This window comes from Paractinoplanes globisporus DSM 43857 (genome assembly GCF_000379645.1).
Classification (GTDB): Bacteria; Actinomycetota; Actinomycetes; order Mycobacteriales; family Micromonosporaceae; genus Actinoplanes; species Actinoplanes globisporus.
This window is the reverse complement of the sequence record NZ_KB903294.1, coordinates 1323659-1344665: the sequence shown is the minus strand read 5'-3', so window position 1 is coordinate 1344665 and position 21007 is coordinate 1323659. Positions and strand designations below refer to the sequence as shown.

17 protein-coding genes are annotated in these 21007 nt (G+C 73.1%); 10 read left to right on the top strand and 7 right to left on the bottom strand.

Annotation, left to right across the window (positions count from 1 at the left end):
• The first annotated feature begins 46 nt into the window (after nt 1–46).
• Nucleotides 47–613, top strand: a complete 567-nt coding sequence (locus tag A3CQ_RS0105900; protein ID WP_020509995.1) for a TetR/AcrR family transcriptional regulator — start codon at nt 47–49, stop codon at nt 611–613.
• On the opposite strand, the gene A3CQ_RS0105895 is transcribed toward A3CQ_RS0105900, so the two are convergent.
• Nucleotides 591–1793, bottom strand: a complete 1203-nt coding sequence (locus A3CQ_RS0105895) for a hypothetical protein (RefSeq protein ID WP_026205367.1) — start codon at nt 1791–1793, stop codon at nt 591–593. The two genes, A3CQ_RS0105900 and A3CQ_RS0105895, sit on opposite strands and share 23 nt — an antisense overlap.
• Before the next feature lie 42 nt (nt 1794–1835).
• Nucleotides 1836–2627 (bottom strand): thioesterase family protein, encoded by a 792-nt coding sequence (locus A3CQ_RS0105890; RefSeq protein WP_020509992.1) that lies wholly within the window; start codon nt 2625–2627, stop codon nt 1836–1838.
• 103 nt (nt 2628–2730) lie between these two features.
• Between A3CQ_RS0105890 and A3CQ_RS57125 the strand changes: the two genes are divergently transcribed.
• A complete protein-coding gene (locus A3CQ_RS57125) occupies nt 2731–3213 on the top strand; it encodes a TetR/AcrR family transcriptional regulator C-terminal domain-containing protein (RefSeq protein WP_020509991.1) in 483 nt (160 codons plus the stop codon).
• A gap of 15 nt (nt 3214–3228) precedes the next feature.
• On the opposite strand, the gene A3CQ_RS0105880 is transcribed toward A3CQ_RS57125, so the two are convergent.
• Nucleotides 3229–3612 carry a nuclear transport factor 2 family protein gene (locus tag A3CQ_RS0105880; RefSeq protein ID WP_026205366.1) on the bottom strand — a complete coding sequence of 128 codons (384 nt, stop codon included), beginning with the start codon at nt 3610–3612 and terminating at the stop codon, nt 3229–3231.
• Between the two features lie 155 nt (nt 3613–3767).
• Here A3CQ_RS0105880 and A3CQ_RS0105875 point away from each other — a divergent pair, with 155 nt between their 5' ends.
• From A3CQ_RS0105875 to A3CQ_RS0105850, 6 genes are all read left to right on the top strand, one after another.
• Complete coding sequence (locus A3CQ_RS0105875) at nt 3768–4697, top strand: maleylpyruvate isomerase N-terminal domain-containing protein (protein ID WP_157295351.1); 930 nt, start codon at nt 3768–3770, stop codon at nt 4695–4697.
• Entirely contained in the window at nt 4690–5277 is a 588-nt protein-coding gene (locus A3CQ_RS51660; RefSeq protein ID WP_020509988.1) for an RNA polymerase sigma factor, read from the top strand. Before A3CQ_RS0105875 ends, A3CQ_RS51660 begins: the two co-directional genes overlap by 8 nt.
• A 124-nt stretch (nt 5278–5401) precedes the next feature.
• Complete coding sequence (locus tag A3CQ_RS51655) at nt 5402–5866, top strand: hypothetical protein (RefSeq protein WP_157295349.1); 465 nt, start codon at nt 5402–5404, stop codon at nt 5864–5866.
• Nucleotides 5863–7836 (top strand): CHAT domain-containing protein, encoded by a 1974-nt coding sequence (locus A3CQ_RS0105860; RefSeq protein ID WP_020509986.1) that lies wholly within the window; start codon nt 5863–5865, stop codon nt 7834–7836. Before A3CQ_RS51655 ends, A3CQ_RS0105860 begins: the two co-directional genes overlap by 4 nt.
• A complete protein-coding gene (locus tag A3CQ_RS0105855; protein ID WP_020509985.1) occupies nt 7833–13031 on the top strand; it encodes a peptidoglycan-binding domain-containing protein in 5199 nt (1732 codons plus the stop codon). Before A3CQ_RS0105860 ends, A3CQ_RS0105855 begins: the two co-directional genes overlap by 4 nt.
• Nucleotides 13028–14359 (top strand): hypothetical protein, encoded by a 1332-nt coding sequence (locus A3CQ_RS0105850; protein WP_020509984.1) that lies wholly within the window; start codon nt 13028–13030, stop codon nt 14357–14359. The genes A3CQ_RS0105855 and A3CQ_RS0105850 overlap by 4 nt, the downstream gene beginning before the upstream one ends.
• A 25-nt stretch (nt 14360–14384) precedes the next feature.
• Here the strand turns inward: A3CQ_RS0105850 and A3CQ_RS0105845 are convergent, their stop codons facing one another.
• On the bottom strand, nt 14385–14822 hold the full coding sequence (locus A3CQ_RS0105845) for a nitroreductase/quinone reductase family protein (RefSeq protein WP_020509983.1): 438 nt from the start codon (nt 14820–14822) through the stop codon (nt 14385–14387).
• A gap of 161 nt (nt 14823–14983) precedes the next feature.
• Here A3CQ_RS0105845 and A3CQ_RS0105840 point away from each other — a divergent pair, with 161 nt between their 5' ends.
• Both A3CQ_RS0105840 and A3CQ_RS0105835 read left to right on the top strand, forming a co-directional pair.
• Nucleotides 14984–15925 carry a class I mannose-6-phosphate isomerase gene (locus A3CQ_RS0105840; protein ID WP_020509982.1) on the top strand — a complete coding sequence of 314 codons (942 nt, stop codon included), beginning with the start codon at nt 14984–14986 and terminating at the stop codon, nt 15923–15925.
• Nucleotides 15926–16193: 268 nt separating this feature from the next.
• Complete coding sequence (locus tag A3CQ_RS0105835; protein ID WP_020509981.1) at nt 16194–16502, top strand: hypothetical protein; 309 nt, start codon at nt 16194–16196, stop codon at nt 16500–16502.
• Nucleotides 16503–16634: 132 nt separating this feature from the next.
• Here the strand turns inward: A3CQ_RS0105835 and A3CQ_RS0105830 are convergent, their stop codons facing one another.
• The 3 genes from A3CQ_RS0105830 to A3CQ_RS0105820 all read right to left on the bottom strand — a co-directional run bounded on the left by A3CQ_RS0105830 (nt 16635) and on the right by A3CQ_RS0105820 (nt 20995).
• The gene (locus A3CQ_RS0105830) at nt 16635–16934 is read right to left on the bottom strand and encodes a hypothetical protein (RefSeq protein ID WP_020509980.1); all 300 of its coding nucleotides are present in this window, start codon (nt 16932–16934) and stop codon (nt 16635–16637) included.
• Between the two features lie 112 nt (nt 16935–17046).
• Complete coding sequence (locus A3CQ_RS0105825) at nt 17047–19812, bottom strand: helix-turn-helix transcriptional regulator (protein ID WP_169516259.1); 2766 nt, start codon at nt 19810–19812, stop codon at nt 17047–17049.
• Between the two features lie 10 nt (nt 19813–19822).
• On the bottom strand, nt 19823–20995 hold the full coding sequence (locus tag A3CQ_RS0105820) for an RNA polymerase sigma factor (RefSeq protein ID WP_020509978.1): 1173 nt from the start codon (nt 20993–20995) through the stop codon (nt 19823–19825).
• Between the last annotated feature and the right edge of the window lie 12 nt (nt 20996–21007).

Here is a 21007-nt window from a genome sequence, read left to right as displayed (position 1 = left end):
GCTAGGCTAGACGCAACGTAGCGTCTACTCAAGGAAATACCGAGACATGCACCGAGGAAACCGGCACGGCCGCAGCGAGGAAGCGCGTCTCGCCGTGCTTCAGGCCGCCGACGACCTGCTCGTCGAGCACGGCTTCGCGCGCCTGACCGTGGAGGCGATCGCGCAGAAGGCCGGCGTCGCGAAGCAGACGATCTACCGCTGGTGGCCGTCGAAGACCGACATCCTGCTCGATGCGTTCCTCACCGACGCCGCCGAGGAACTGGCCCCGCCCGACACCGGCGACCTCGCCGCCGACGTGCGGGCCCACCTTACGGCCGTCGCCCGCTTCCTGACCGAGTCGGACGCCGGGGCCGTGTTCCGCGCGCTGACCGCCGAGAGCCTGCACGACCCCCGCCTGGCCACGCGCCTGCGTGCCGAGCACCTGACCGCCCAGCGCGCCCGCGATCGACTGCCGCTGGAGCGCGCCGTGGCCCGCGGCGACCTGCCCGCCGGCACCGACCTGGACATCCTGGTCGACCGCCTGGTCGGCCCGCTCTACTACCGAGCCCTGGTGACCGGCGAGGAGATCACCGCCGACTACATCGCGGCGGTCAGCTCACTTTGGAGTTGCTGATGACCGGGTTGCCCTTGCCGAGGTAGAAGACGCCGGGGAAGGTGTCGAAGCCGTCGTTCGGGTTCTTGCGCAGGGTGGAGTTCTTGATGGTGAGCGTGCCGGTGCGGTCGTTGCTGACGAAGAAGATGGCGCCGCCGCCCTCCTTGGCGTGGTTCTTCTCGATGACGGTGCCGTCGAGGACCAGCTTGAAGTTGTCGCCGTCGAGGTAGATGGCGCCGCCGCTGCCGCCGCCGGGGGTGCCGGCCCGGGCCGGGTTGGCGCCGTTGCCGATGGCGTTGTTGCCGGTGAAGAGGCTGTTGAGGACCGTCCACGAGACCTGGATGCTGCTCAGCGCCGAGCCGTTCGAGCAGGTGCCGCCGCTGAACGTGCTGCCCACGATGTACACCGGGTCGTCGCCGCCCTGCTCGAGCACGCGCATGGCCGCGCCGCCGAGGTCCGGGCCCGTACTGTCGCAACGGTTGCCGGTGAAGCGTGAGTTGATCACCTTGATGTGGCCGCCGCGGGCGAAGATCGCGCCGCCGCCGCCCGGGTAGACGTCGTCGTTGTGCTGGCCGATGCTGTTGCCGCGGGTGAAGGCCATGTTCTGGATCGTCAGGCTGGGCCAGTCCTGGTCGACACAGCGGGAGGTCGACGGGCCGAGGCTCTTGTCGCACCCGTTCATGTAGATGATGCGGCGCTTGCCGCCCCCGCTGAGCGTCACCCGGCCGCCGCCGTCGAGCACGGTGGGCTTGGTGCTGTTGTGGACCTTGGCCGTGGCCGTCATCGTGATCGTGACGGGGACGGGGCCGCAGTTGAACGCGATGATGCCACCGGCGGCGACGGCCTTGACCACCGCCGCGGAGGTGCAGCTGGCGGCGGTGCCGTTTCCCACCGTACGCGTGGGATGGCTGGTGTCGACCGCACGCGCGGCGGCGGGAATCGCAGCGTGACCGGACGAATTGCCGGGTTTGGGAAGCGTCTTGGGCGCGACCGACTTCGATGGCGTCGGCTTGGCCGACGCGGAGGCGGAGGCCGAGACCGAGGGCCCGGCCGACGCCCCGCCCGACAAATCGGAACTGTCGGAAGGGCTGGAAATGAGGGGCGCGGCCGCGGCCGGGTCGTCGTGACCACCCGAGTGGCACGCGCCGAGCGTCCCGAGACCAAGCATCAGTGCAACGGCAACGGCCGGTCGTTTTCGCACCGGGGCATGGTACGACCCCGCCCGGGCGCCGGGAATAGACCGTCAGTGACGAATCGCGGCGAGCTGGGTCGCCTGTGCGACCAGGTTGCCCTTCGTGTCCCAGGCCAGCGCCGTCTCGTCCATCCGCCCGGAGGTGATTTCCGCGGCCCGCATCGTGACGCGCAGTGGCCCCGGCGCCGGCAGCCGGCGCAGGTACGCGGTGAACGTGATCGTCGGCGCCCACCCGGTCACGCCCAGCGTCAGTGAGATCGGTGGCGCCAGGTCGAGCGCCACCAGCAGGCTCAGCGGATCCCAGTCCGCACCGTCCGCGAGCCGCAGCCACGCCCCGGTCCGCCCCGCCTTCGACGGCTGCCCCACGGCGAACCCGAGCACCGACGGATCCAGTCGATGTTCCACAACATCAAGCAGCGGTACGACGAAAGGCGCACCCGGCGCGACGGAGGGCAGCCGCACGCACTCCTCCTCGGGCGGCAGCTCCGGCGGCGGCGCCGCGCTCCACCACGGCTCGGCGTCATCGAGCCCGCCCTGGGTGACCAGCGCCTCCGCGCACACCTGCCCGTCCTGGGCGAGCGTCGCCCGGTACTGCGACGTCGTGCGCCCCTCGCGCAATGTCACCACGTCGACGGTCGCCTCGCCGGGCGTCGGCGGCCGCAGGAACGACGTGGTGATCGCAACCGGGTGCTCGTGCCCCGCCGCCACCGAGACCGCCCGTCCCAGCACCGCCATCAGGTACCCACCGTGCAGCTTGTCGCCGACCGCCCACTGCGGGTCGAGCTCGGCCACGAACGATCCGTCGCGCTCGATGACCGCGGTTGCCTCGGCGAACGTCTTCATTTGATCAAATTCGCATGCCCGTCATGCGCCGTCAAATTTCCCCGCGCGGGCGATGTGGGAGGATCGCACCGTCCTTGTCCCCTTTCCTTGAAAGAGGCCGCCGGTGCAGCTCCGTCGCGCCGATGTGCTGCGCGTGGCCCGCGAGACAATCGACGCCGAGGGCCTGGACGCGCTGCAGCCAAACCAAGGGGACCGGCTGTTCCCTACCCGTCCGGCCCTGCTGGCCGCGATAGCCGACGACCTGCTGGCCGGCGTGGCCGACGCGCCCCCCGCCGGCCCGTGGGACCAGCGACTGATCACCTTCGCCCACCGCCTGCGCCGCTCCCTGCTGAGCCTGCGCGACGGCGCCCGCCTGGTAACCGAGACGGCAGCCCTCGAACCCCCCGCCCAAACCGGCGCCGAGATCCTCCGAGAGGCCGGCCTGCCCTCCGACACCGCAACGTGGACGATCCAGGCGCTGATCAACTACGTGATCGGCCACGCCCTGGAGGAAAAGTCGCCAACCGACGAAGCCGCCCGCCGTTTCGACTTCGGCCTAGCCCTGATCCTCGACGGCATCCGCCGCCTCCTCCAGCGCGGGCTTTGATCTGGCGCGAAAGGCCTAAAACCGAGCCGTCACATACTCCCGCAGATGCCCGATCCGCCCGGCGACCGGCCGCGCGATAGTGGCGCCCACCACCGACATGGCCCCGCCGCCCTGCGAACTGCAAACCCGCTGCCACTCAGCGACCAGCAACTCCCCGGTCGACGCGCTCGAAGTGATCTGCCACCCCTCAACCCGCCCCCCGGTAGCAAACCACCGCTTCATCCACCACTCCACCCGATCCCGGCCGCGGTGCGAACGACCATCCGCCTCGACCACCACACAGTCCTCCGCCAATGTGGTCAGCACCGCCGGGATGTCGTGCCGGACCCAACCCTCCACGTACTCGTGCAGCAGGTCCGCCGCCAGCGCCGGATCGTGATTGACGAAAGTCCACCTCAACGGTGCTCTCCGCGTCTGCATGAACCCTGTTCGCACACCACGGCATAGCGGATGACCGTCCCGCCCATCTGTCCGGAATACGAATGCGGTCCTGCGCTCATGGCCGCTTTGCGCGTATGGTGCCCGTCGATGGCAGGCGCAGGAAGGGGGTGACCGTGGACCACCCTGATGACCTGCTGGAGTCCTACGCGTTCGGCTCCGCGCCCGAAGTGGGCGCACATGTAGCGTCGTGTGAGGAGTGCTCGGTGCACGTCGAGCTGGCACGTCAAGCGGCCGGATGGCTGGCGCTGACGCATGTCGCGCCGCCGCCGAGTGGCTTGCGCTCACGGGTCCTCGCGGCCGCTGTCGCGGTGCGGCCGCCGTCGTCCGGTTCCGCTTCTTCGGCGTACGTCTCCCAGGTTGCCGCCTTCGGTGCCCTGATCGACTCCCTCTCCCCGTCGCAGTGGTCCGCGCCCACCGTGGACGGTCGCTCGGTCGGCGACCTCGTGCTGCACCTCGCCGGGAACGACGGAAACGTGCTGGCCGACCTCGGCACGATCGTGCCGCCCCGGCGAAAGGCGGGCGCCCTCTGGCGCGACCAGTCCGACCTGTTGCTGCGCACGGTCGCCCAGGGCGGTGACGACGTGCTCGCCCGGCCGGTCCGGATGGCCGGGAAGGTGCCGGCGCGGCGGCCGCTGCGCGAGGCGCTGACCCAGCGGGCCTTCGAGACCTGGATCCACCAGGACGACATCCGCGCCGCGGTCGCGCTGCCCCTGGTCGCGCCCGCCCCGAGTCACCTGGCCCGCATCCTCGGATTCGGGCTGGCGCTGCTGCCCGGCGCGATCGACGCCGCCGGCCGCGGACGCGCCGGGACCGTTCGCCTCGCGCTCAGCGGGCCGGGCGGCGCCGAGCATGTCGTCGGGCTCTCGGCCCGGGCGGCGGCCGGTGGCACCCCCTGCCTCGCCGAGGTGTCGATGCCGGCCGACCGGTTCGGCCGGCTCATGGCCGGCCGGGTGCCGGTCACCCCGTCGGTCGCCGCGGTCAGCGGCGACCGGGCCGCCGCCCTCGACCTGCTCACCGTCGCCGCCACCCTGGGGTGTGAGTGACGTGCGGTCCCACGCCGACGACGTGCGGCTCCGCGCCATGCTCGTCGCCGCCGACGAGGACGCGCTGACCGAGGCCTACGACCGGCACGCGCCCTCGGCGTACGCACTGGCCGCCCGGATCACCGGTGACCCGTGCTGGGCCGAGGACGCGGTGCAGGAGGCGTTCGTCGAGCTGTGGCGGCATCCCGAGCGCTTCGACCCGCACACCGGCTCGCTGCGCACCTGGCTGTGCATGCTGGCCCGGCGCCGGGCGATCGACCTGCTGCGCCGCCAGTCCGCCCAGCGCGTGCACCTGACCCGCCTGGCCGGTCAGGCTCCGGTCGAGCCGACCGTGGAGGACGACGTCGTCGGCGCCGCTCAGGCCAAGGCCGTGCGCGAGTGCGTACGGGATCTCCCGGTCTTGTATCGGGACGCGATCGCCCTGGCCTACTACTACGGATTGTCCTACCGGCAGGTGGCGGTCGAGCTCGGCGTGCCCGAGGGAACGGCGAAATCGCGGCTGCGCAGCGGCCTGCGACTGCTCGCCGAGCGGATGTCGGCCGCCGGCTACTCGGCCTACGAGGTCGTGGACGCGCCGTAAATCACCCGGCCGGGCCGCGTATGTCGGATCGCGGACTTTCGGAACGGATCCACCGAACGGCGCATGTCGGCGGTACTTCCCCGGTGGTGCGATGAGTCGTCGACTCTCTCTCGTGGAGGTTCCCGTGACCGAAGTGAAGCCGCCCGTCTCCACGCCCGGAGTGATGGTGCTCGGCAAGGTGGAACAGGTGGCCGCGCTGGTGCTCATCGGCCTCTTCGTGGTCTTCATCATCGTGCTGATCGTGTTGCGCGACTCCCCGCAGTGGGACCGGCTGGCCTACCTGTTCGGCGGCTTCGAGGCGCTGGTCTTCGCGGCCGGCGGCGCCCTGTTCGGCACGAGCGTCCAGCGCGGGCAGACCCTGAAGGCCGAGGAGTCCGCCCGGAAGCAGGAGGCCCGCGCCGACGCCAACGAGGCGGATGCGATGCACGGCCGCGCGTTCGCCGACGTCGTCCGGCTCAAGCACGGCGCGCCCGCCGAGGGCGAGGGCGAGGAGGGCCGCGGTGGCCGCCCACAGCAGCAGGCGGGCGGCGACACCGCGATCGCCGAGCTGGCCCGGATGGCCGACGAATGGTTCCCGAAGGCGCCATGACCGAGCCGGTGCTGGTCCTCGAGATCACCGCGCGGGCGGCGGCGGGCTACCCGGTGCGGCTGCTGGAGGACGGCGCGGTGCTGGCCACCGGCACGATCCCGGAGCTGTTGCCGCGGGTCCGGGAGCGGCCGCTCGCCCAGCTCGCCCGCGAGGTCGTCGTCGACGAGTACCGTCCCCCGCCTGACGTCGTCGCCGCGGTCAGCTCGGCCCTGTTCGGGCTGTTGTCCGACGGCGGTGTCGGCCCCGCCTGGCAGGCGGCCCGGTCCCGGTCGCAAGGAACCACAACCCTTCTGGACGTACGAGGTGAGCTCGCGCAACTACCGTGGGAGCTGACCACAGTGGACGGCCGGCGACCTGCGCTGGACGGCGGGCTGACCCGGGTCCACCTGCCGCTCGACCAGCCGGCCGGGGCCGAGCCGAGCCCGCTGCGGGTGCTGGTCGTGGTCGGCGACACCGACCCGAAACTCAACGCGGACGCCGAGGTCGCCGCGATCCAGCGGGCCCTCGCGCCGCGCGCCTGGCGGGCGCACAGCGAGGTGCTGATCGAGCCGTCCTCGGGCGACTTCTACGACCGGGTCGCCGACCTGAAACCGCACATCCTGCACTTCATCGGCCACGGCGGGCTCGCCAACGACAGCGAGACGCCGGTGCTCAAGCTCGTCTCGTCGGCGACCCGCGAGCCGTGGGACATCTCCGCCGACAAGATCCGTACGGGACTGCTCGGCTGGATACCGTCGCTGCTGGTCCTCAACGCGTGCCGCAGCGGCGACCTGTCCGCGCAGGCCGGCGTCTGGAGCGTAGCCGAGGCCGCGATCGACGCCGGCATGTCCGCGGTCCTGTGCATGCAGGGCCTGGTCGACTCCGAGATCGCGGTGCTGTTCTCCGGCGTCTTCTACGGCGCGCTCAACGCCGGCGAGCCGATCGACGCCGCCGTCACCAAGGCCCGCATGCGGATCGCCCAGCAGGGCGACCTGAGACGGCGCGACTGGGCGCTGCCCGCGCTGCACCTGCGCGTCCCGGTCGCCGGCATCCTGCCGGTGAGCTGCGCGCTCACCCACGAGGAGATCGAGCGGCTGGGCCAGATCCCCGAGTTCACCGAGGTGCCCCGGCTCGTCGACCGCGACCTGCAGCGCCGCCAGATGTGGGGCACCTTCGACCCGGCGGCGACCGACGGCGGCAGCCCGCACGGCCTGGTCGCGGTCACCGGTCAGGTCGACGCCGGGCGCACCCGGCTCGTCTACTCCTCGTTGCTGACCTGCGCGAGCCGCGGCCACGCCGTGCGCTACCTGGACTTCTTCGGCACCCGCCGGATGTCCTGGATCAAGGTGCTGTACGCGATCCGCGACGGTCTCGCCGTCGGCGGCTCGGGCCTGCGGGCCGCCCTGCCGGCCGACGCGTTCGCGGTCTTCAACCGGGAGATCGGCGCGCTGGCCGAGGGCCGGGCGCCGCGGGACGGCGAGCCCGTGCCCGAGCAGCCGCCCTGCCCCGAGTTCGCGGCCGGCACCGAGCACGCCCCCGAGTACACCCGGCGGATCTTCGCGCGCTTCATCGAGGCACTGCGCACCGCGGCCGCCGACAAGCCGCTCACCCTCGCGCTCGACCACCTCGTCGGCGTCGGCGGCGTCATCGGGGACGAGCTGACCACCGTGCTCAGCCCCTATCTGCTCGGCCCGGCGGCGCGCGGCGAGCTGCTGCCCGTACGCCTGATCGTGGTTCTCGGCGACGAGGAGGTCAGCCTGCTCGCGCCCGAGGTCCGGGCGACCCTGCACGAGGTGAAGGTGCCCGGCATCGAGCAGCGGCTCTACCCGTTCCTGCAGCGCGAGCACTACGCACGGGCCGGCCACGACGACGCGATGTGGAGCCGGTTCCTGCCCGTCGTCACCGCGTACCAGGACCTGGTCGGCGAGAACTGGTACCCGCACTGGTTCGGCGACTTCGACCGGGTGGTGCGAAGGTCGTTGCGGCAATGACCGACGACTTCCTGGACGACCTCGTCCGGCGCCTGGCCGCGGGGGAGGACCCGCGGCAACTGCAGCGATCGCTGGTGGCCGAGCCCTGGCAGAAGACGCTCCAGCGCTGCGCCGTGCCGCGTACGTTCGACGACTCGCTCTACGACACGCTGCTGAACCCGGCCGAGGGACCCGGCCTGACCGAGGTGGTGAACGCGGGCTTCGCGGAGCGGGTCGCCGGCGCCACCGACCTCTACCGGCTGCGCGGCGGGGTCCGCGACGAATGGCTCGACACCTGGCCCGCCCAGCCCGAGGAGCGGGTGCCGCACGGCGTGGTCGACCTCAGCGAGACGCTGGCCGACGTCTACGCCGGGTTCGAGGACCGGCTGGAGGAGCTCTACCACCGCGCGGTCGCCGAGCCGGAGCGCGCCGCCACGCTCTTCACCGACCTGTTCAGCGAGGCCGACCGGCGCTTCGACCTGCCCGGCTGCCAGGACGTGCTGGACACGCTGAGCGAGCCGGCCCGCATCGGCTGGTTCGGCGACCAGCTCGCCGAGCTGCGCGCCGACCGGCACGCGTACCTTCGGGCCCGGCTGTTCTGGGCGACCGAGTGGCGGCAGTCGGCCCGCTACCTGCCGCGGGCCGCCGCCGACGAGCGGCTGCTCGCCCTGACCGGGAACGCGGGCCCGCGCGCCGTCGAGATCTCGGCGCCGGGCGGCATGGGCAAGACGATGCTGCTGCGGTCGTTCATCGCCCGCGAGTGCGTGCCGGAGCCGCGCCGGATCCCGTGCGCCCGGCTCGACTTCGATCTCGTCTCGCCGGCCGCGGCCGCGCACCGGCCGTGGCTGCTCCTGCTGGAGATCGCCGACCAGCTCAACCGGCAGATGCTCTCGTCGCCGTTCCAGGAGATGCTCAACGACCACGGCATCTTCCGCGCCCTGCTCGACCCGATGCCGTCGGCCGCCATGCGGGCCGCCGCCGGGCAGCTGGCCAGCGCCGAGCGGATCGACGCCGACGTCACCTCGCGCTTCGCCCGGGTGCTGGCCGAGACCGCCGACCGGCCGGTGCTGATCGTCCTCGACACGTTCGAGCAGGTGCTGCTGCACCCGGACAGCGACCCCGAGAAGATCCTCGGGGCGATGGGCCGGCTGCTCGAGGGCAACGAGTCGGTACGGCTGGTGGTCGCCGGCCGCTACCCGCTGAGCGACCGGATCGAGAACCTGCCGGCCCTGGTACCCGGCATCGAGCGGGTCGACATCGAGCCGTTCTCGCCCGACGAGAGCCGCGAGTACCTGCGGCGCCGGCGCCGGCTGACCGACGACGAGCTGATCGCCGCGATGGTGGCCAAGAGCGGGGGCCGGCCGTTCATGCTCGCGCTGCTCGGCGACCTGGCCCGCGACAATCCGGGCCTCACGGCCGCGGAGGTCTGGGCGTACGACGACCCGGCCGTGCTCTACCTCGTGGAGCGGATCGTCGCCCGGATCGACGACCCGGCGGTGCGCTGGCTGCTGCGGTACGGCGTGATCCCGCGGCACCTGAGCCGCGAGTTCGTCACCGAGGTGATGGCGCCCTACCTGCGTCAGGGCATGGCGGGCCGGTCGCAGGTGGACACGCCGGGCGACGACGACCTGCCGGGCGGCGTCGCGGAGTCGCTGTTCCCGACCGACGTGCTCGCCACGCCCGAGGCCCCGCTGGATCTCGACGCCATCTGGCGCCGGCTCCTGCAGTACGCCGGCGAGTCGTCCTGGGTCACCACGTTCGCCGACCACCCCGACGCCGTGGTCTTCCACCCCGACCTGGTGGAGCCGCTGCGCCGGGTGGTCCGCAAGCATCGCGTCTACAACGACCTGCACGCGGACGCCGCCCGGTACTGCGCCGACCGGGCCCGCGCCGACTACGACAACTGGCTGATGTGGACACTCGAGGAGATCTACCACCGCTTCCAGGGCGGCCGGGCCGACGAGGCGGAGGCCACCTGGCGGCGGGCGCTCGGCGACGCCTACACGCGCGGCGACTTCCCGGCGCGCCGCCGGATCGCCGAGGAGGTCCTCCGGGCCGAGTACGTCGACGAGTACGGCGCACCGCGTGCCTTCGACGAGCGCCGCACCCTGGTGACCTGGCCGCTGCTCGCGCACGCGCACTTCGAGCTCGCGCGGGCGGCCGTCGCCCTGGCCGAGCGGCGGCGGCTCGGCCCGACCGACCCGGTGCTGCGCCGGGGCTTCGCCGAGTTGCGGCAGGTCCAGCGGATCCGGGAGGAGCACGGCTGGCCGGGCGGCCCGGAGGAGGACTCGGAGCTCGCCCGGATCACGGCGACCGCCCACCGCCTCGCCGACGACCGCAACCGGTCGCTGGAGGTCGCCCGCGAGGCCCTCACGACCGCCACCGGGGACGAACGCGCCGCCCTGGAAGAGGTCGTCGCCGACGGCATCCGCGGCCGCGAGCCGGAGCGTGCGGCGGAGATCTACAAGGGTGCGCTGGAGACGACGGAGGCCACGCCCGCGCAGCGACGGCTCTGGCTCAAGCTGCTGACCCTGCGGGCCGACAACGACCAGCTGACCGAGGCGCTGCAGATGTTCGCCACCCTGCCGGTGCCACTGCCGGTCACCGCGGCCGGGGCGTCCGTGCTGATCAACGAGGGCCGCCTCTGGCTCCGGGCCGGGATGCCCACCACGCTGCTCGAGCGGGCCTATGCCCTCAATCGCGGCGACCCGGTGATCGCCGAGGCGCGCGCGTGGTGCCTCGGAGCCGCCCGGCTGGCCCTGCACCAGCCGTTCGCCGCCCTCGACGAGGTCCGCGGCGCGCTCAAGGCCGCCGACTCCTTCCGGAACGAGCTGTCCGAGCTGGCCGCCCGGATCGACGGCGATCTGCTCAACGTCTCCGACGCCTTCTCCCGGGTCGAAGTCCTGTGCCGCGACTGGACCGACGCCGGCGAGGCGGAACGCTCGTGGCAGGCGGCCGGCCTGCCGCTCGAGTTCGACCTGCGCGGCGCCGCCACCCTCGCCAACCACCTCGACTACCTGCTGTTCAGCGCGCGGGAGGCCGACCGGCGGCCCGGTACCGAGGGCTGGTTCCGCTACCGGGTGGCCCGCATCCGCATCGCCGCCCGGCAGGGGGCGCCCGAGTTGGGCTCGCTGATCGCCGAGACCCGGGCGGCCCTCGGCCCGGAGCCCGTGCCGCGGCACGCGGTGGAGATGGGGATCGTCATGCTCGGCGCGGAGCCGGAGGCGGGCCTGGCGCTGTTGCTGGACGGGTTGCGCCGCACCGAGACCGTCGCCGCCCGGCTCGCCGGGCTGATCCGACTGCGCTTCTGCCCGCCGGTGCCGGTCGACGCGGACCGGCAGGCCGAGCTGGCCCGGTTGATCGGGCCCATGCCGGAGCGCTCACCGGAGGACGTGCTGCCCGCCCTGCTGACCTGGGCCGAGTACCAGCGCGTGTTCGGCGATCCGGCGGCCGCGCAAACCGCCGTCGACGAGGCGGCCGCCCTGCTGCCGCCCCACGCGACGCCGGACTCGGCCTTCCGCACCTGGCTGGTCATGGACGCCGCGCTGCGCCTCGGGCCGGGATCGGTGGCGACGCCGTACGTCGATGTCTCCGCTCTTCGCCTGGCCGAGGTCGCGCCGGTGCTCGCCGCCGCGATCCGCATTCTCCAGCTGCTGCGGCGGCCGGACCTGCCGGACGCGGCCCGGGAACTGCGCGATGCCGGCACCGAACTGGCGAACGGGGGCGGGGTGGGCTCGGAGTGGGAGGCGTACCTCGAGATCGCCCGGTCCGCCGTGGCGCTGGAGACCGGCCGGCCGGACAGCTGTGCGAAGCACCTGACCCTGGCCACCCGGGTCTGGGAGCGGATCCACCCCGGCGTCCCGCTGCCGGAGGAGGCCGTGCGGCGGCTCGAGGTTCCGGCGAGCGAGCCGTCGCCCCCGTCGCCCGTGCCCACCGAGCTGGCGGCCTGGACGCCGACGCAGGTGGTGGCTCGCCTGCGCTGGAAGCACCCGGCGATCGCCACCCGTTTCGACCGGCCGGGCCGGGCGCCGGTCGACCGGTTGAGCGCGATGTCCACCCTCCTCGATGCCGCGCCGGACGAGCCACTCGCGAGCCAGCTCGAGTCCCTGGTGGCCGAGCTTCTCGACCACCCGGGACGGCTGCAGGCGGGGCTCGGCCGGCTCCTTGGCGAGGGCGTGCCGATGGAGCGGAGCGAGGGGCAGGTCGATCTGTCGATCGCCACCCGGTCCTCCCTGCTCGGCGCGATGCCGTGGGAACTGGCGACCTTCGGCTCCAGCTCCGAACGGCTGGCTCGCAATCTCCACTTCTCGTCGGTGACCCGGGTCCTCGACGGCGACCTCGCGGCCACGCACACCGTCGCGCTGTTGCAACGAGTTCTCCGGCAGCGCGGCAGCGACCTGGCCGTGGACGGGCTCTTCGGCCCGGACACCGCCCGGGCCCTTCGTGGCTTCTACCGATCCGAGGGCCTGCCGGACGAGCTCGACCCCGACGCCTGGCGACGGCTCCACCTGTCGGCCGCGGAGTCCGCCACCGGCCTGCCCGAGGTTCTCGTCGTACGCCCGAATCCCGGGTTGGAGATCTCGCACGCCCGGGGTGGCCGGGGCCAGGGCATCGACGTGGCCAAGCTCTACAAGCAGCACGGCTTCGGGGTCCGGGTGATGCACAGTCCCGGGCCGGACGAGTTCACCACGGAAGTGCGCAACTGCGCGCTACGGGGCCGCCTCGCGGTGCTGCACGTGGTCGGCGGGTTCGGCATCGCCGGCAACGACGTGTACGTCGAGTTCGCGTCCGCTCAGGAGGTGACCGACCTAGGCAAATGGACCGGGCCGCGGTCCTCCGGCGTGCTGGCCAGCACCACCTTCGACCGGCCGTTCGCCGCCCTGCCGCCCCATCTGCCGCGACCGCTGGTGATCCTCGACCCGGGCCGGCCCGACGCACACAGCGAGGCGGTCCGGCAGCTCCTGCTGCGCAACGCGTTCGCGCGGCACCTGCTGGAACTGGCCAACATCCCGACCGTCCTCGCCATGGGCCTCGACCCCGCCGACGAGTACCGGCGTGCCGCCATGATCGGTTCGCTCGCCCTCGGCGAGACGGCGAACGACCTGGCCCACCAACTGCGGCACACCGAGCCCCGGACGTCCGGGAAGGAGCTGGCGAGCGTCGTCATTTCCACCCACGTTCCCCCGTACGCGATGCAACGCTGGCGTGTGCGGTGAGCGCGACGCCCGAGGCGCGCAAGCGGGCCGAGATGACGGCCAAGCTCGACGCCGTCCCGGCCGAGCTCGCGGCCTGGCGGGCCGCGGCCGAGACGCCGCCGCTCGACAAGCACCAGAGTCAGATCCGGCGGATCACCACCCGGGTCGAGACGCTCGCCGGGCAGATCCGGGACGACCTGGACAACGCCGGCGACGGCCTGCTCGGCGAGTGGACCAAGTTCGAACTGCTCATTCTCGACCTGCACCACCTGTGGGACTTCTTCCGGGCGAAGTTCGCGCTGCGCTACCCGCCGTGGCTGCGTGACCCGCTGATCGCCGCCGACGAGCTGGTGTGGGCCTGCTACTCGCCGGCGCAGCGGGCGGCCATCGAGTCGGGCGGGGTCGAGCCGGCCGCGGTACGGGAACCGCCGCTCACGTTCTTCGGGATCGACTCGACGCCGACCGCCCTGTCCCGGCACTCGGTCTACGAGCGCCGCGGCGACGCGAACCGGCTGTACACCGAGGAGTTCGCCGGCGAGCTGCGGTCGCTGCCGGTGCCCGTGATCGCGATGCCGTGGCACCAGATCGGCCACCTGCCCGACCTGCTGCTGCTCGCGCACGAGACCGGCCATCACGTCGAGGACGACTTCGGGCTGACCGAGGACCTGCGGGCGGCGGCTGTAGCCGGCCTGACCGCCTCGCCCGACCCGGATTGGTGGCTGCCTCGTCTGGGGGAGACCTTCGCCGACGTTTACGGGGTGCTGGGCGGCGGTGCGGCCTACGTCGGCGCGCTGGCCGGCTTCCTGGCCGCGCCGGTGGCGACGCTGGCGACCGAGCCCGCGGCCCGGAACTATCCGAACTCGGCGCTGCGGATCCGGGTGGCGCTGGCCGCGCTCGAGCTGACCTGCCCCGAGGATCCGCGTGCCGCCTCGCCTTTCGCGCCCGGGGACCACGCGTTGAGCCGCTTCGACGGCGACGTGACGCCGCTGGTGGAGTCGCTGCTCACGTACCGGTTCCCGGTCTTCGGGGGAGTGTCGCTGACCGAGGTGCTGTCGTTCCGTTCGCTGTGGAAGCAGGCCGCGATCGACGCCGTCAACCTCGCCGACGAGCAACGGCGGCTCGAGGGCGGCAACCCGCGCGGCCTGATCGCGGCGGCGGCGCTGCGGTTCGCCGACGACCCCGAGGACTACGAGCGCTCGAAGGCCGGCCCGCGCACGGTCGCGGAGGTCCTCGCCGTGCAGACCGCCGGTCCCCGGTTCCGCGGCGGCGGGCGCCCGGGGCCGAACCTCGACGAGGTCGACCGGGCGGCCGCGCTGGCGCAGTACCACCGGCTCGCGGAAGCCGGCTAGCGGGAGCCGGCCGGCGGGAGCCCGGCTAGCGCGGGTCGATGCGGAAGACGGGGAAGCCCGGGGCGGCCGCGGCGACGTCGGCATCGGGGGAGTCGGCGTTGAGGCCCTCGAAGAAGGCGCCGACCTCCCAGGCCCACTTGCGCAGGTAGAGGCGGATCAGCGGGGTCTTGTCGGCGTCGGCGACCTCGAACGGGGTGAACGCCTCGCTGCGCCGGCCCAGCCGCAACTCGCCCTCGCCGACGGCGCGCAGGTTGCGGACCCACTGGGTGTGGCCGCGCGGAGCCAGCAGGTACTGGTGGCCCTCGTACGTGAACAGGTTCACGACCGTGGTGTGAACGTTGCCGCTCTTGCGGCCCCGCACCGCGAGGACCCGGCTGCCCATCAGGCTTATGCCGCGTGCGGTGAGCCACTTGGTGAGAGCGTTGAAGGCGTGGGCGGCGCGGGTGGGTGCGACGTAGCGCATGGCTTCTCCTCGGTTCGTTCGTGTCGAGAGCACCGCTCTCTGTTGAGAACAGTGAACTACGAGCGCCCGCCCACTGTCAAGAGCAGTGCTCTCAGTTTGGCCGAACCAACGCCGCGCGGTACCGGATACTTGAAGGCTCAGCCACCGATGGGGAGCCCGCGATGACGGTCGTACCACTGCCCGCGAACCAGCCCGAGACCTTCTACCGCGGCGCCGGCCGGATCGCGTCGTTCCGCGGCGATCCGGCGCTGCCCGACCGGCCCGAGGACTGGGTCGCGTCGGTGACCAGCCGGTTCGGCCTCGCGCCGTCCGGCCTCTCGGCGCTGCCCGACGGCCGGTTGCTCGCGGCGGCGATCGAGGCGGATCCGGGCTATTGGCTGGGGCCGCGGTCCGACGCCGGAATTCTGGTGAAGCTGCTCGACGCCGGACAGCGGCTGCCGCTGCACGTCCATCCCGACCGGCGATTCGCCACGGCTCATCTGTCCTCGCCGTACGGCAAGACCGAGGCCTGGGTGATCGTTTCGGCGCGTCCCGACGCGTACGTATATCTGGGTTTTTCGCGGGACGTCTCGTCGGAGGAGTTGACCGGGTGGGTCTCCGGCCAGGATTCGGCGGGCATGCTCGCGGCGGCCAATCGCATTCCGGTGGCGGCCGGCGACGCGATTCTCTGCCCGGCGGGAATGCCGCACGCGATCGGCGACGGCATTCTGCTGGTCGAGATCCAGGAGCCGACGGATTTCTCGGTGCTGCTCGAGTACGAGAGCTTCGGGCTGGCCGACGGGCATCTCGGGCTGGGCTACGAGCTGGCCCTGGAGTGCGTCGACCGCGGCGCCTGGTCGCCCGCGCGTCTTTCCTCGCTCCGCGGCACCGATCGTCTCCCGTCAATGGCCGACCAGTTCTTCACCGCCGTCCGCCATCGTGGTGGATCGCTGCTGGAACAGGGCTACAGCGTCCTGGTCATCGTCTCCGGCGAGGGTTCCTTGACGGGCTCGCGGGACGATCTCCCGGTCCGGCGCGGAGAAACCCTGGTCATTCCGTACGCCGCCGGGCCGTTGCGCCTGAATGGTGACGTCGAGGCGATCCGGCTCGCCGCGGCCCCGTGATCTCACGCTGACGCGTTGTACCGTGCCGGCCACGGTGTGACATTGACGGCGACGGCGGCTGGGACACCGATCCCGCCCTGCTCGAGGCGGCGCCGGCCTGGCACGGCTTCATGGAGAACTCGCCGGGGAGGTCCGCGCCTTCGGCGACGGGCTCACCGCCTCGGCCCAGGCCCCTGCGCCGCAGCGACCAGGCCGCCGCCGACCGGGTGGGCAGCGCCGGGCGGGTGGGTGGCGTCGGGCGCGTGGGTGGCGCCGGGCCGCCATCACGATGATCACGATCACCCTGCGCATGCTCGTCGATGCCGACACCGACGCGATCGCCCGGCAGGCGCAAGGATGGCTGCGGATGGCCGCCGCCCTCGACGACGCGTGCGAGGAGCTGATCCGCGGCAGCAGCGAGCTCGAACACGTCTGGACGGCGAGCCGGGCCGCGGAGGCCAGCAACGCGTACCCGCCCTGCCGGCGGATCGGCGACGCGCTGCGGCTGCACACCGACACGCTGCGCGGCCTGCAGGGGCGGGCGCAGGCGCTGGTGGCGGCGCGCGCCGGACCCGGGGCACGTAACTGGCCACGCTGAGCGCAACCCGGCAGTGCCCGGGCCATGGCAAGCCGAGCCCAGCCACCCCTATGCGACCGGCCCGCCGCGCGCATAGGGGTAAGCAGAGCAGCGCGCAGGGGTAAGCAGAGCAAAGCGGCCGAAGCGAGGTGACTACGGGCGCGGGCGGGGGATGTCGCGGGTTTCGGCGTCGGCGACGATGGACTCCGCTACGTGGCGCAGCTGGGCCTGGTCGGGGTGGAAGCCGTCGGCTATGTCGGGGTGCAGGGCCGCCTTGGTGCGTTCCAGCAGGATGGTGGCGACCTCGTCGACGGGCTCGCCGGCGTACGCGTGCCTGGTTGTCTCGGTGGCGGACCGCAGGGCCGACGTCAGCTGGTCCTCCAGTGGGCCGCGGAGCTTTTCCTCCACCGGGTTGAGGCTGGCCGGGTCCAGTGTGACCTGTGGCTCCGTCATGTTTCCCCCTTGTTGAGACGCGACGCGGATACCCAGCGGCGTCGCGGGGGAAACGTGGGGATCTTCAGTGACGGAGAGAACCACGACGGCGTGAGTCGATTCCCCGGGGCCGTCACGGGAACGTGGGCCGGTCCCGGGGCATCACCCGGTCGAGCTGGACGCGCGAGGTGATGCCGAGCTTGGCGAACACCTTGCGCAGGTGGTACTGGACCGTGTGCGCGCTGATGAACAGGCGCGTGCCGATCTCCGGGTTGGACAGGCCGTCCCGGGCCAGCCGGGCGATCACTGCCTCCTGAGCGGTCAGTTCCTCGTCCCGGGCGGCGGGGCTGCGCTTGCGGGTCGCCTCCCCGGTGGCCCGCAGCTCCTGCCGGGCCCGGGCCGCGAAGGCGTCGACACCCATCGCGTCGAACATGCCGTGGGCGGTGCGCAACTGCTCGCGGGCGTCGACCCGACGGCGTTCCCGGCGCAGCCATTCCCCGTACAGCAAATGGGCGCGGGCGAGGTCGATGCGGAGGCGGGTCTTGCCGAGGTGAGCGATCGCTTCCCGATAAAGAAGCTCGGCCGTCGCGCCCTCGCTCAGCAGCGCGTTCGCCCGAGCGTCGATGCCCAGTGCCCAGTCGGTGCCGCTGGCCGCCGTCCGTTCGTTGAGCCGCCGGTAGGCGTCCTCCGCCGTCTCCATGTCCCCGCTGCGGGCGGCGGCCTCGACCAGTTCGACCAGAGCCCAGTTCAGGAAGGCCAGCTGCCAGGGGTTCTCCGCCGCCTGCCGCGCGGCCTCCAGCGCCTTGTCGTACTGGCCGAGCCCGTTGGCGAGCACGGCCCTGGTCCAGGCGACGGCCGTCATCCCGACTCCTTCGCCGCGCGCCTCGATGTCCGCCACGGCGACCTCGCTCTCGACGCCCCGGAACGCGGCGACGGCCAGCGCGCCGAACGAGACGAGGCGGCTCCCCATCGCCTCGGTGGCCGCGCGCACCTCCTCGACCAGCGCCGACGCGGCGGGCAGGTCGCCGGTGAACAGGAACAGGAACGTGCGCGAGTCGACGGCGTACGGAAGCTCGGTCAGCGCACCGAGATCACGGGCGAGCCGGACGTACTTCCCGGTCAGAAGGTCCCAGCGCTCGTCGTCCCACAGGTCCAGGGCCACCGCGAACGCCAGCGACAGCCAGCGCACCTCCTGTTCCGGAGGCATCCCGCTCGCGAACGCGGACAGCGCCTTCCGCAGGGCCGGCACCCCGGCCGCGTACCCCTGGTTGACGTTGGCCGCCAACCCCTCAAGAAGAAGATCAATTGCTCCGGGTGTACGCGGCGACGCCACCGCGCCGGCCGCACGCGCCACGGTCGGCACGTCGCCGCCCGGACCGGCCAGGCGACCCGCGTGGAGGGCGAGGCCGAGCGCGTCCAGATAGGTCGCCCGGGCGAGCTCGGCGTCGACCGGCTCCAGCAGTCCGGCCGCCGCGAGCATCAGCGCCGGCGCCTCACCCCCTCGGCCGGCGGCGAACGCGAGCCACGCGCGGACGAGATCGGCGCGGGCCCGCTCGAACTCGCCGAGCGGTCCCGACTCGGCCACGGCCAGCAGGTCCTGGGCCGCGTCGAACCCGCCCGCCTGGATCTCGGCCTGCGCGGCGGTCAGCGCCCGGTCGGCGCGGCGCACCGGGTCGAGCGTCAGCGTCGCCGACTCCTTCAGGAACGCGGCCGCCGCGGCCGGCCCGCCGCGCGCCCGGGCCCGGCCGGCCGAGCGCTCGAGCTCGGCGGCGATCTCCTCGTCGGGGCCGGAGGCGGCCTGTGCCCGGTGCCAGGCCCGCCGATCGGGATCGAGCTCCCCGTCGGTGGCCTCGGCGAGCGCCCGGTGCACGTCCTGCCGGTCCCGGGCCGGCGCCGACCGGTACGCCGCCGACCGGGCCAGCGGATGACGGAAGCGGATCCGGGTGCCGAACTCGACCAGGCCGGTGTCGACGGCGGGCGCGGCCGCGTCGGCGCCGATCCCGAGCCGGTCGGCGGCCCGCCACACCAGCGCCGGGTCGCCGGTCGGGTCGGCCGCGGCGAGCAGCAACAGTCGGCGGCTCGGAGCCGGGAGCGAGCCGACCCGCCGCTGGAAGCTCTCCTCGACGCTGCCCGCGAGCGGAACCGCGCCGGGCAGCCCGAAGCCGCCGGCCAGCTCGGCCGGTGTCAGTCCCCGCGGCAGTTCGAGCAGTGCCAGCGGGTTGCCCCGGGTCTCCGCCATGATCTGATCCCGGACCCGCTGGTCGATGGGTCCGTTCAGCACCGAGTCCAGCAGCGCGCGGGCCTCGGCCTCGGGCAGGCCCCGGACCGCCAGCTCGGGCAGCCCGGCCAGGTCACTGCCGGGCACCCGGGCGGCGAAGACCAGGCCCACCGACTCCGCCCCCAGGCGGCGGGCGACGAACGCGAGGATCTGGGCCGAGGTGTGATCGAGCCACTGCGCGTCGTCGATCAGGCAGATCAGTGGCTGCCGCTCGGCCACGGCGGACAGCAGGCTCAGCACGGCCAGGCCGATCAGGAACCGGTCCGGCGGCGGCCCGGGGCTGACGCCGAACGCGACCCGCAACGCGTCCCGCTGCGGCGACGGCAGAACCTCCAGGCGGTCCAGCATCGGCGCGCACAGCTGATGCAGCCCGGCGAACGCCAGCTCCATCTCCGACTCGCTGCCGACGGCGCGCGCCACCCGGCAGCCCCGCGCGTGACCGGCCAGATACTCCACCAGCGCGGTCTTGCCCACGCCGTTCTCCCCGTGCACGACCAGCGCACGGCTCTCGCCCGCGTCCCGCACCGCGCCGACCAGCTCATCGAGCACGCGGCGCTCGGCACACCGGCCCACCAGCGTCGGCGCGTTCCACCCCTCCGGCCGGCCTCCAAGCACCCGCACGGCACACACGCTAGCGCGTCGGCCGGCGCATCTCGTCGACGCGAGCCTCCAGGAACCGCTGCTCGGCGGCGTTGCCGGCGAGCGCGAGGGCCTCGGCGTAGGCCGTGGCGGCCTCGTCGTGGCGGTCCAGTCGGCGTAGCAGATCCGCCTTGGTGGCGGGCAGATAGTGGTACGCGGCCAGCCGGCCGTCACGCTCCAGCTCCTCGACCAGCGCGAGCGCGGCGGCCGGGCCGTCGGCCCGGGAGACGGCGGCCGCCCGGTTGAGCGCCACCACCGGCGACGGCCAGATCCGCAGCAGCTGGTCGTAGAGCAGGACGATCTGCGCCCAGTCGGTCTCCCCGTACGTCGCGGCCTCGGCGTGCAGCGCGGCGATCGCGGCCTGCAGCGTGAACCGGCCCGGCGCCGCGGCGGTCAGGGCCGCGGTGATCAGCCGGTCGGCCTCGGCGATCATCGCCCGGTCCCAGCCGGAACGGTCCTGCTCGTCGAGGCGCACCAGGCGGCCGTCGGCGTCGGCCCGGCTCGACCGGCGGGCGTGGTGGATCAGCAGCAGCGCGAGCAGGCCGGCCACCTCGGGCTCGCCCGGCAGCAGCAGCCGCAGCATCCGGGCCAGGTCGAGCGCCCGCTCGGCGAGGTCGTCGCGCATCAGGTCCGGCCCGGCGGTGGCGGTGTGCCCGGCCGAGTACAGCAGATGGATGACCATGAGCGCGGCCTCGACCCGGTCCGGAAGGTCGGCGGCCGACGGGACCACGTAGGGGATGCGGGCCAGGGCGATCTTCTTCTTCGCCCGGGTGATCCGGGCCGCCATCGTCGGCTCGGAGACCAGCAGCACGCCGGCCACCTCGGCGGTGGCCATCCCGCAGACCATCCGCAGGGTGAGCGCGACCTGCGCCTCGACCGCGAGCGCCGGATGGCAGCAGGTGAAGACCAGCCGCAACCGATCGTCCGGAATGTCCGACTCGACCGGCGAGTCCGGCACGATCAGCAGCGGCAGTTTCGACTCGAGGGTCCGCTGCCGCTGAAGCACGTTGAGCGCGTTCCGCCGGGCGGCCACGGTGAGCCAGGCGCCGGGTCTCGCGGGAACCCCATCGGCGGCCCAGGCGGCGAGGGCCTGGACGTACGCGTCCTGCACCGCCTCCTCGGCCAGGTCGAGATCGCGCGTGACGCGCACCGTCGAGGCGAGCACCTGGGCCCACTC

Bases quoted from the DNA above. Each gene is read 5' to 3' on its own strand.
- A3CQ_RS0105900 (WP_020509995.1), top strand. From the start codon at position 47: ATGCACCGAGGAAACCGGCACGGCCGCAGCGAGGAAGCGCGTCTCGCC.
- A3CQ_RS0105890 (WP_020509992.1), bottom strand. From the start codon at position 2,627: ATGAAGACGTTCGCCGAGGCAACCGCGGTCATCGAGCGCGACGGATCG.
- A3CQ_RS0105860 (WP_020509986.1), top strand. From the start codon at position 5,863: ATGACCGAGCCGGTGCTGGTCCTCGAGATCACCGCGCGGGCGGCGGCG.
- A3CQ_RS0105855 (WP_020509985.1), top strand. From the start codon at position 7,833: ATGACCGACGACTTCCTGGACGACCTCGTCCGGCGCCTGGCCGCGGGG.
- A3CQ_RS0105845 (WP_020509983.1), bottom strand. From the start codon at position 14,822: ATGCGCTACGTCGCACCCACCCGCGCCGCCCACGCCTTCAACGCTCTC.
- A3CQ_RS0105840 (WP_020509982.1), top strand. From the start codon at position 14,984: ATGACGGTCGTACCACTGCCCGCGAACCAGCCCGAGACCTTCTACCGC.
- A3CQ_RS0105835 (WP_020509981.1), top strand. From the start codon at position 16,194: ATGATCACGATCACCCTGCGCATGCTCGTCGATGCCGACACCGACGCG.
- A3CQ_RS0105830 (WP_020509980.1), bottom strand. From the start codon at position 16,934: ATGACGGAGCCACAGGTCACACTGGACCCGGCCAGCCTCAACCCGGTG.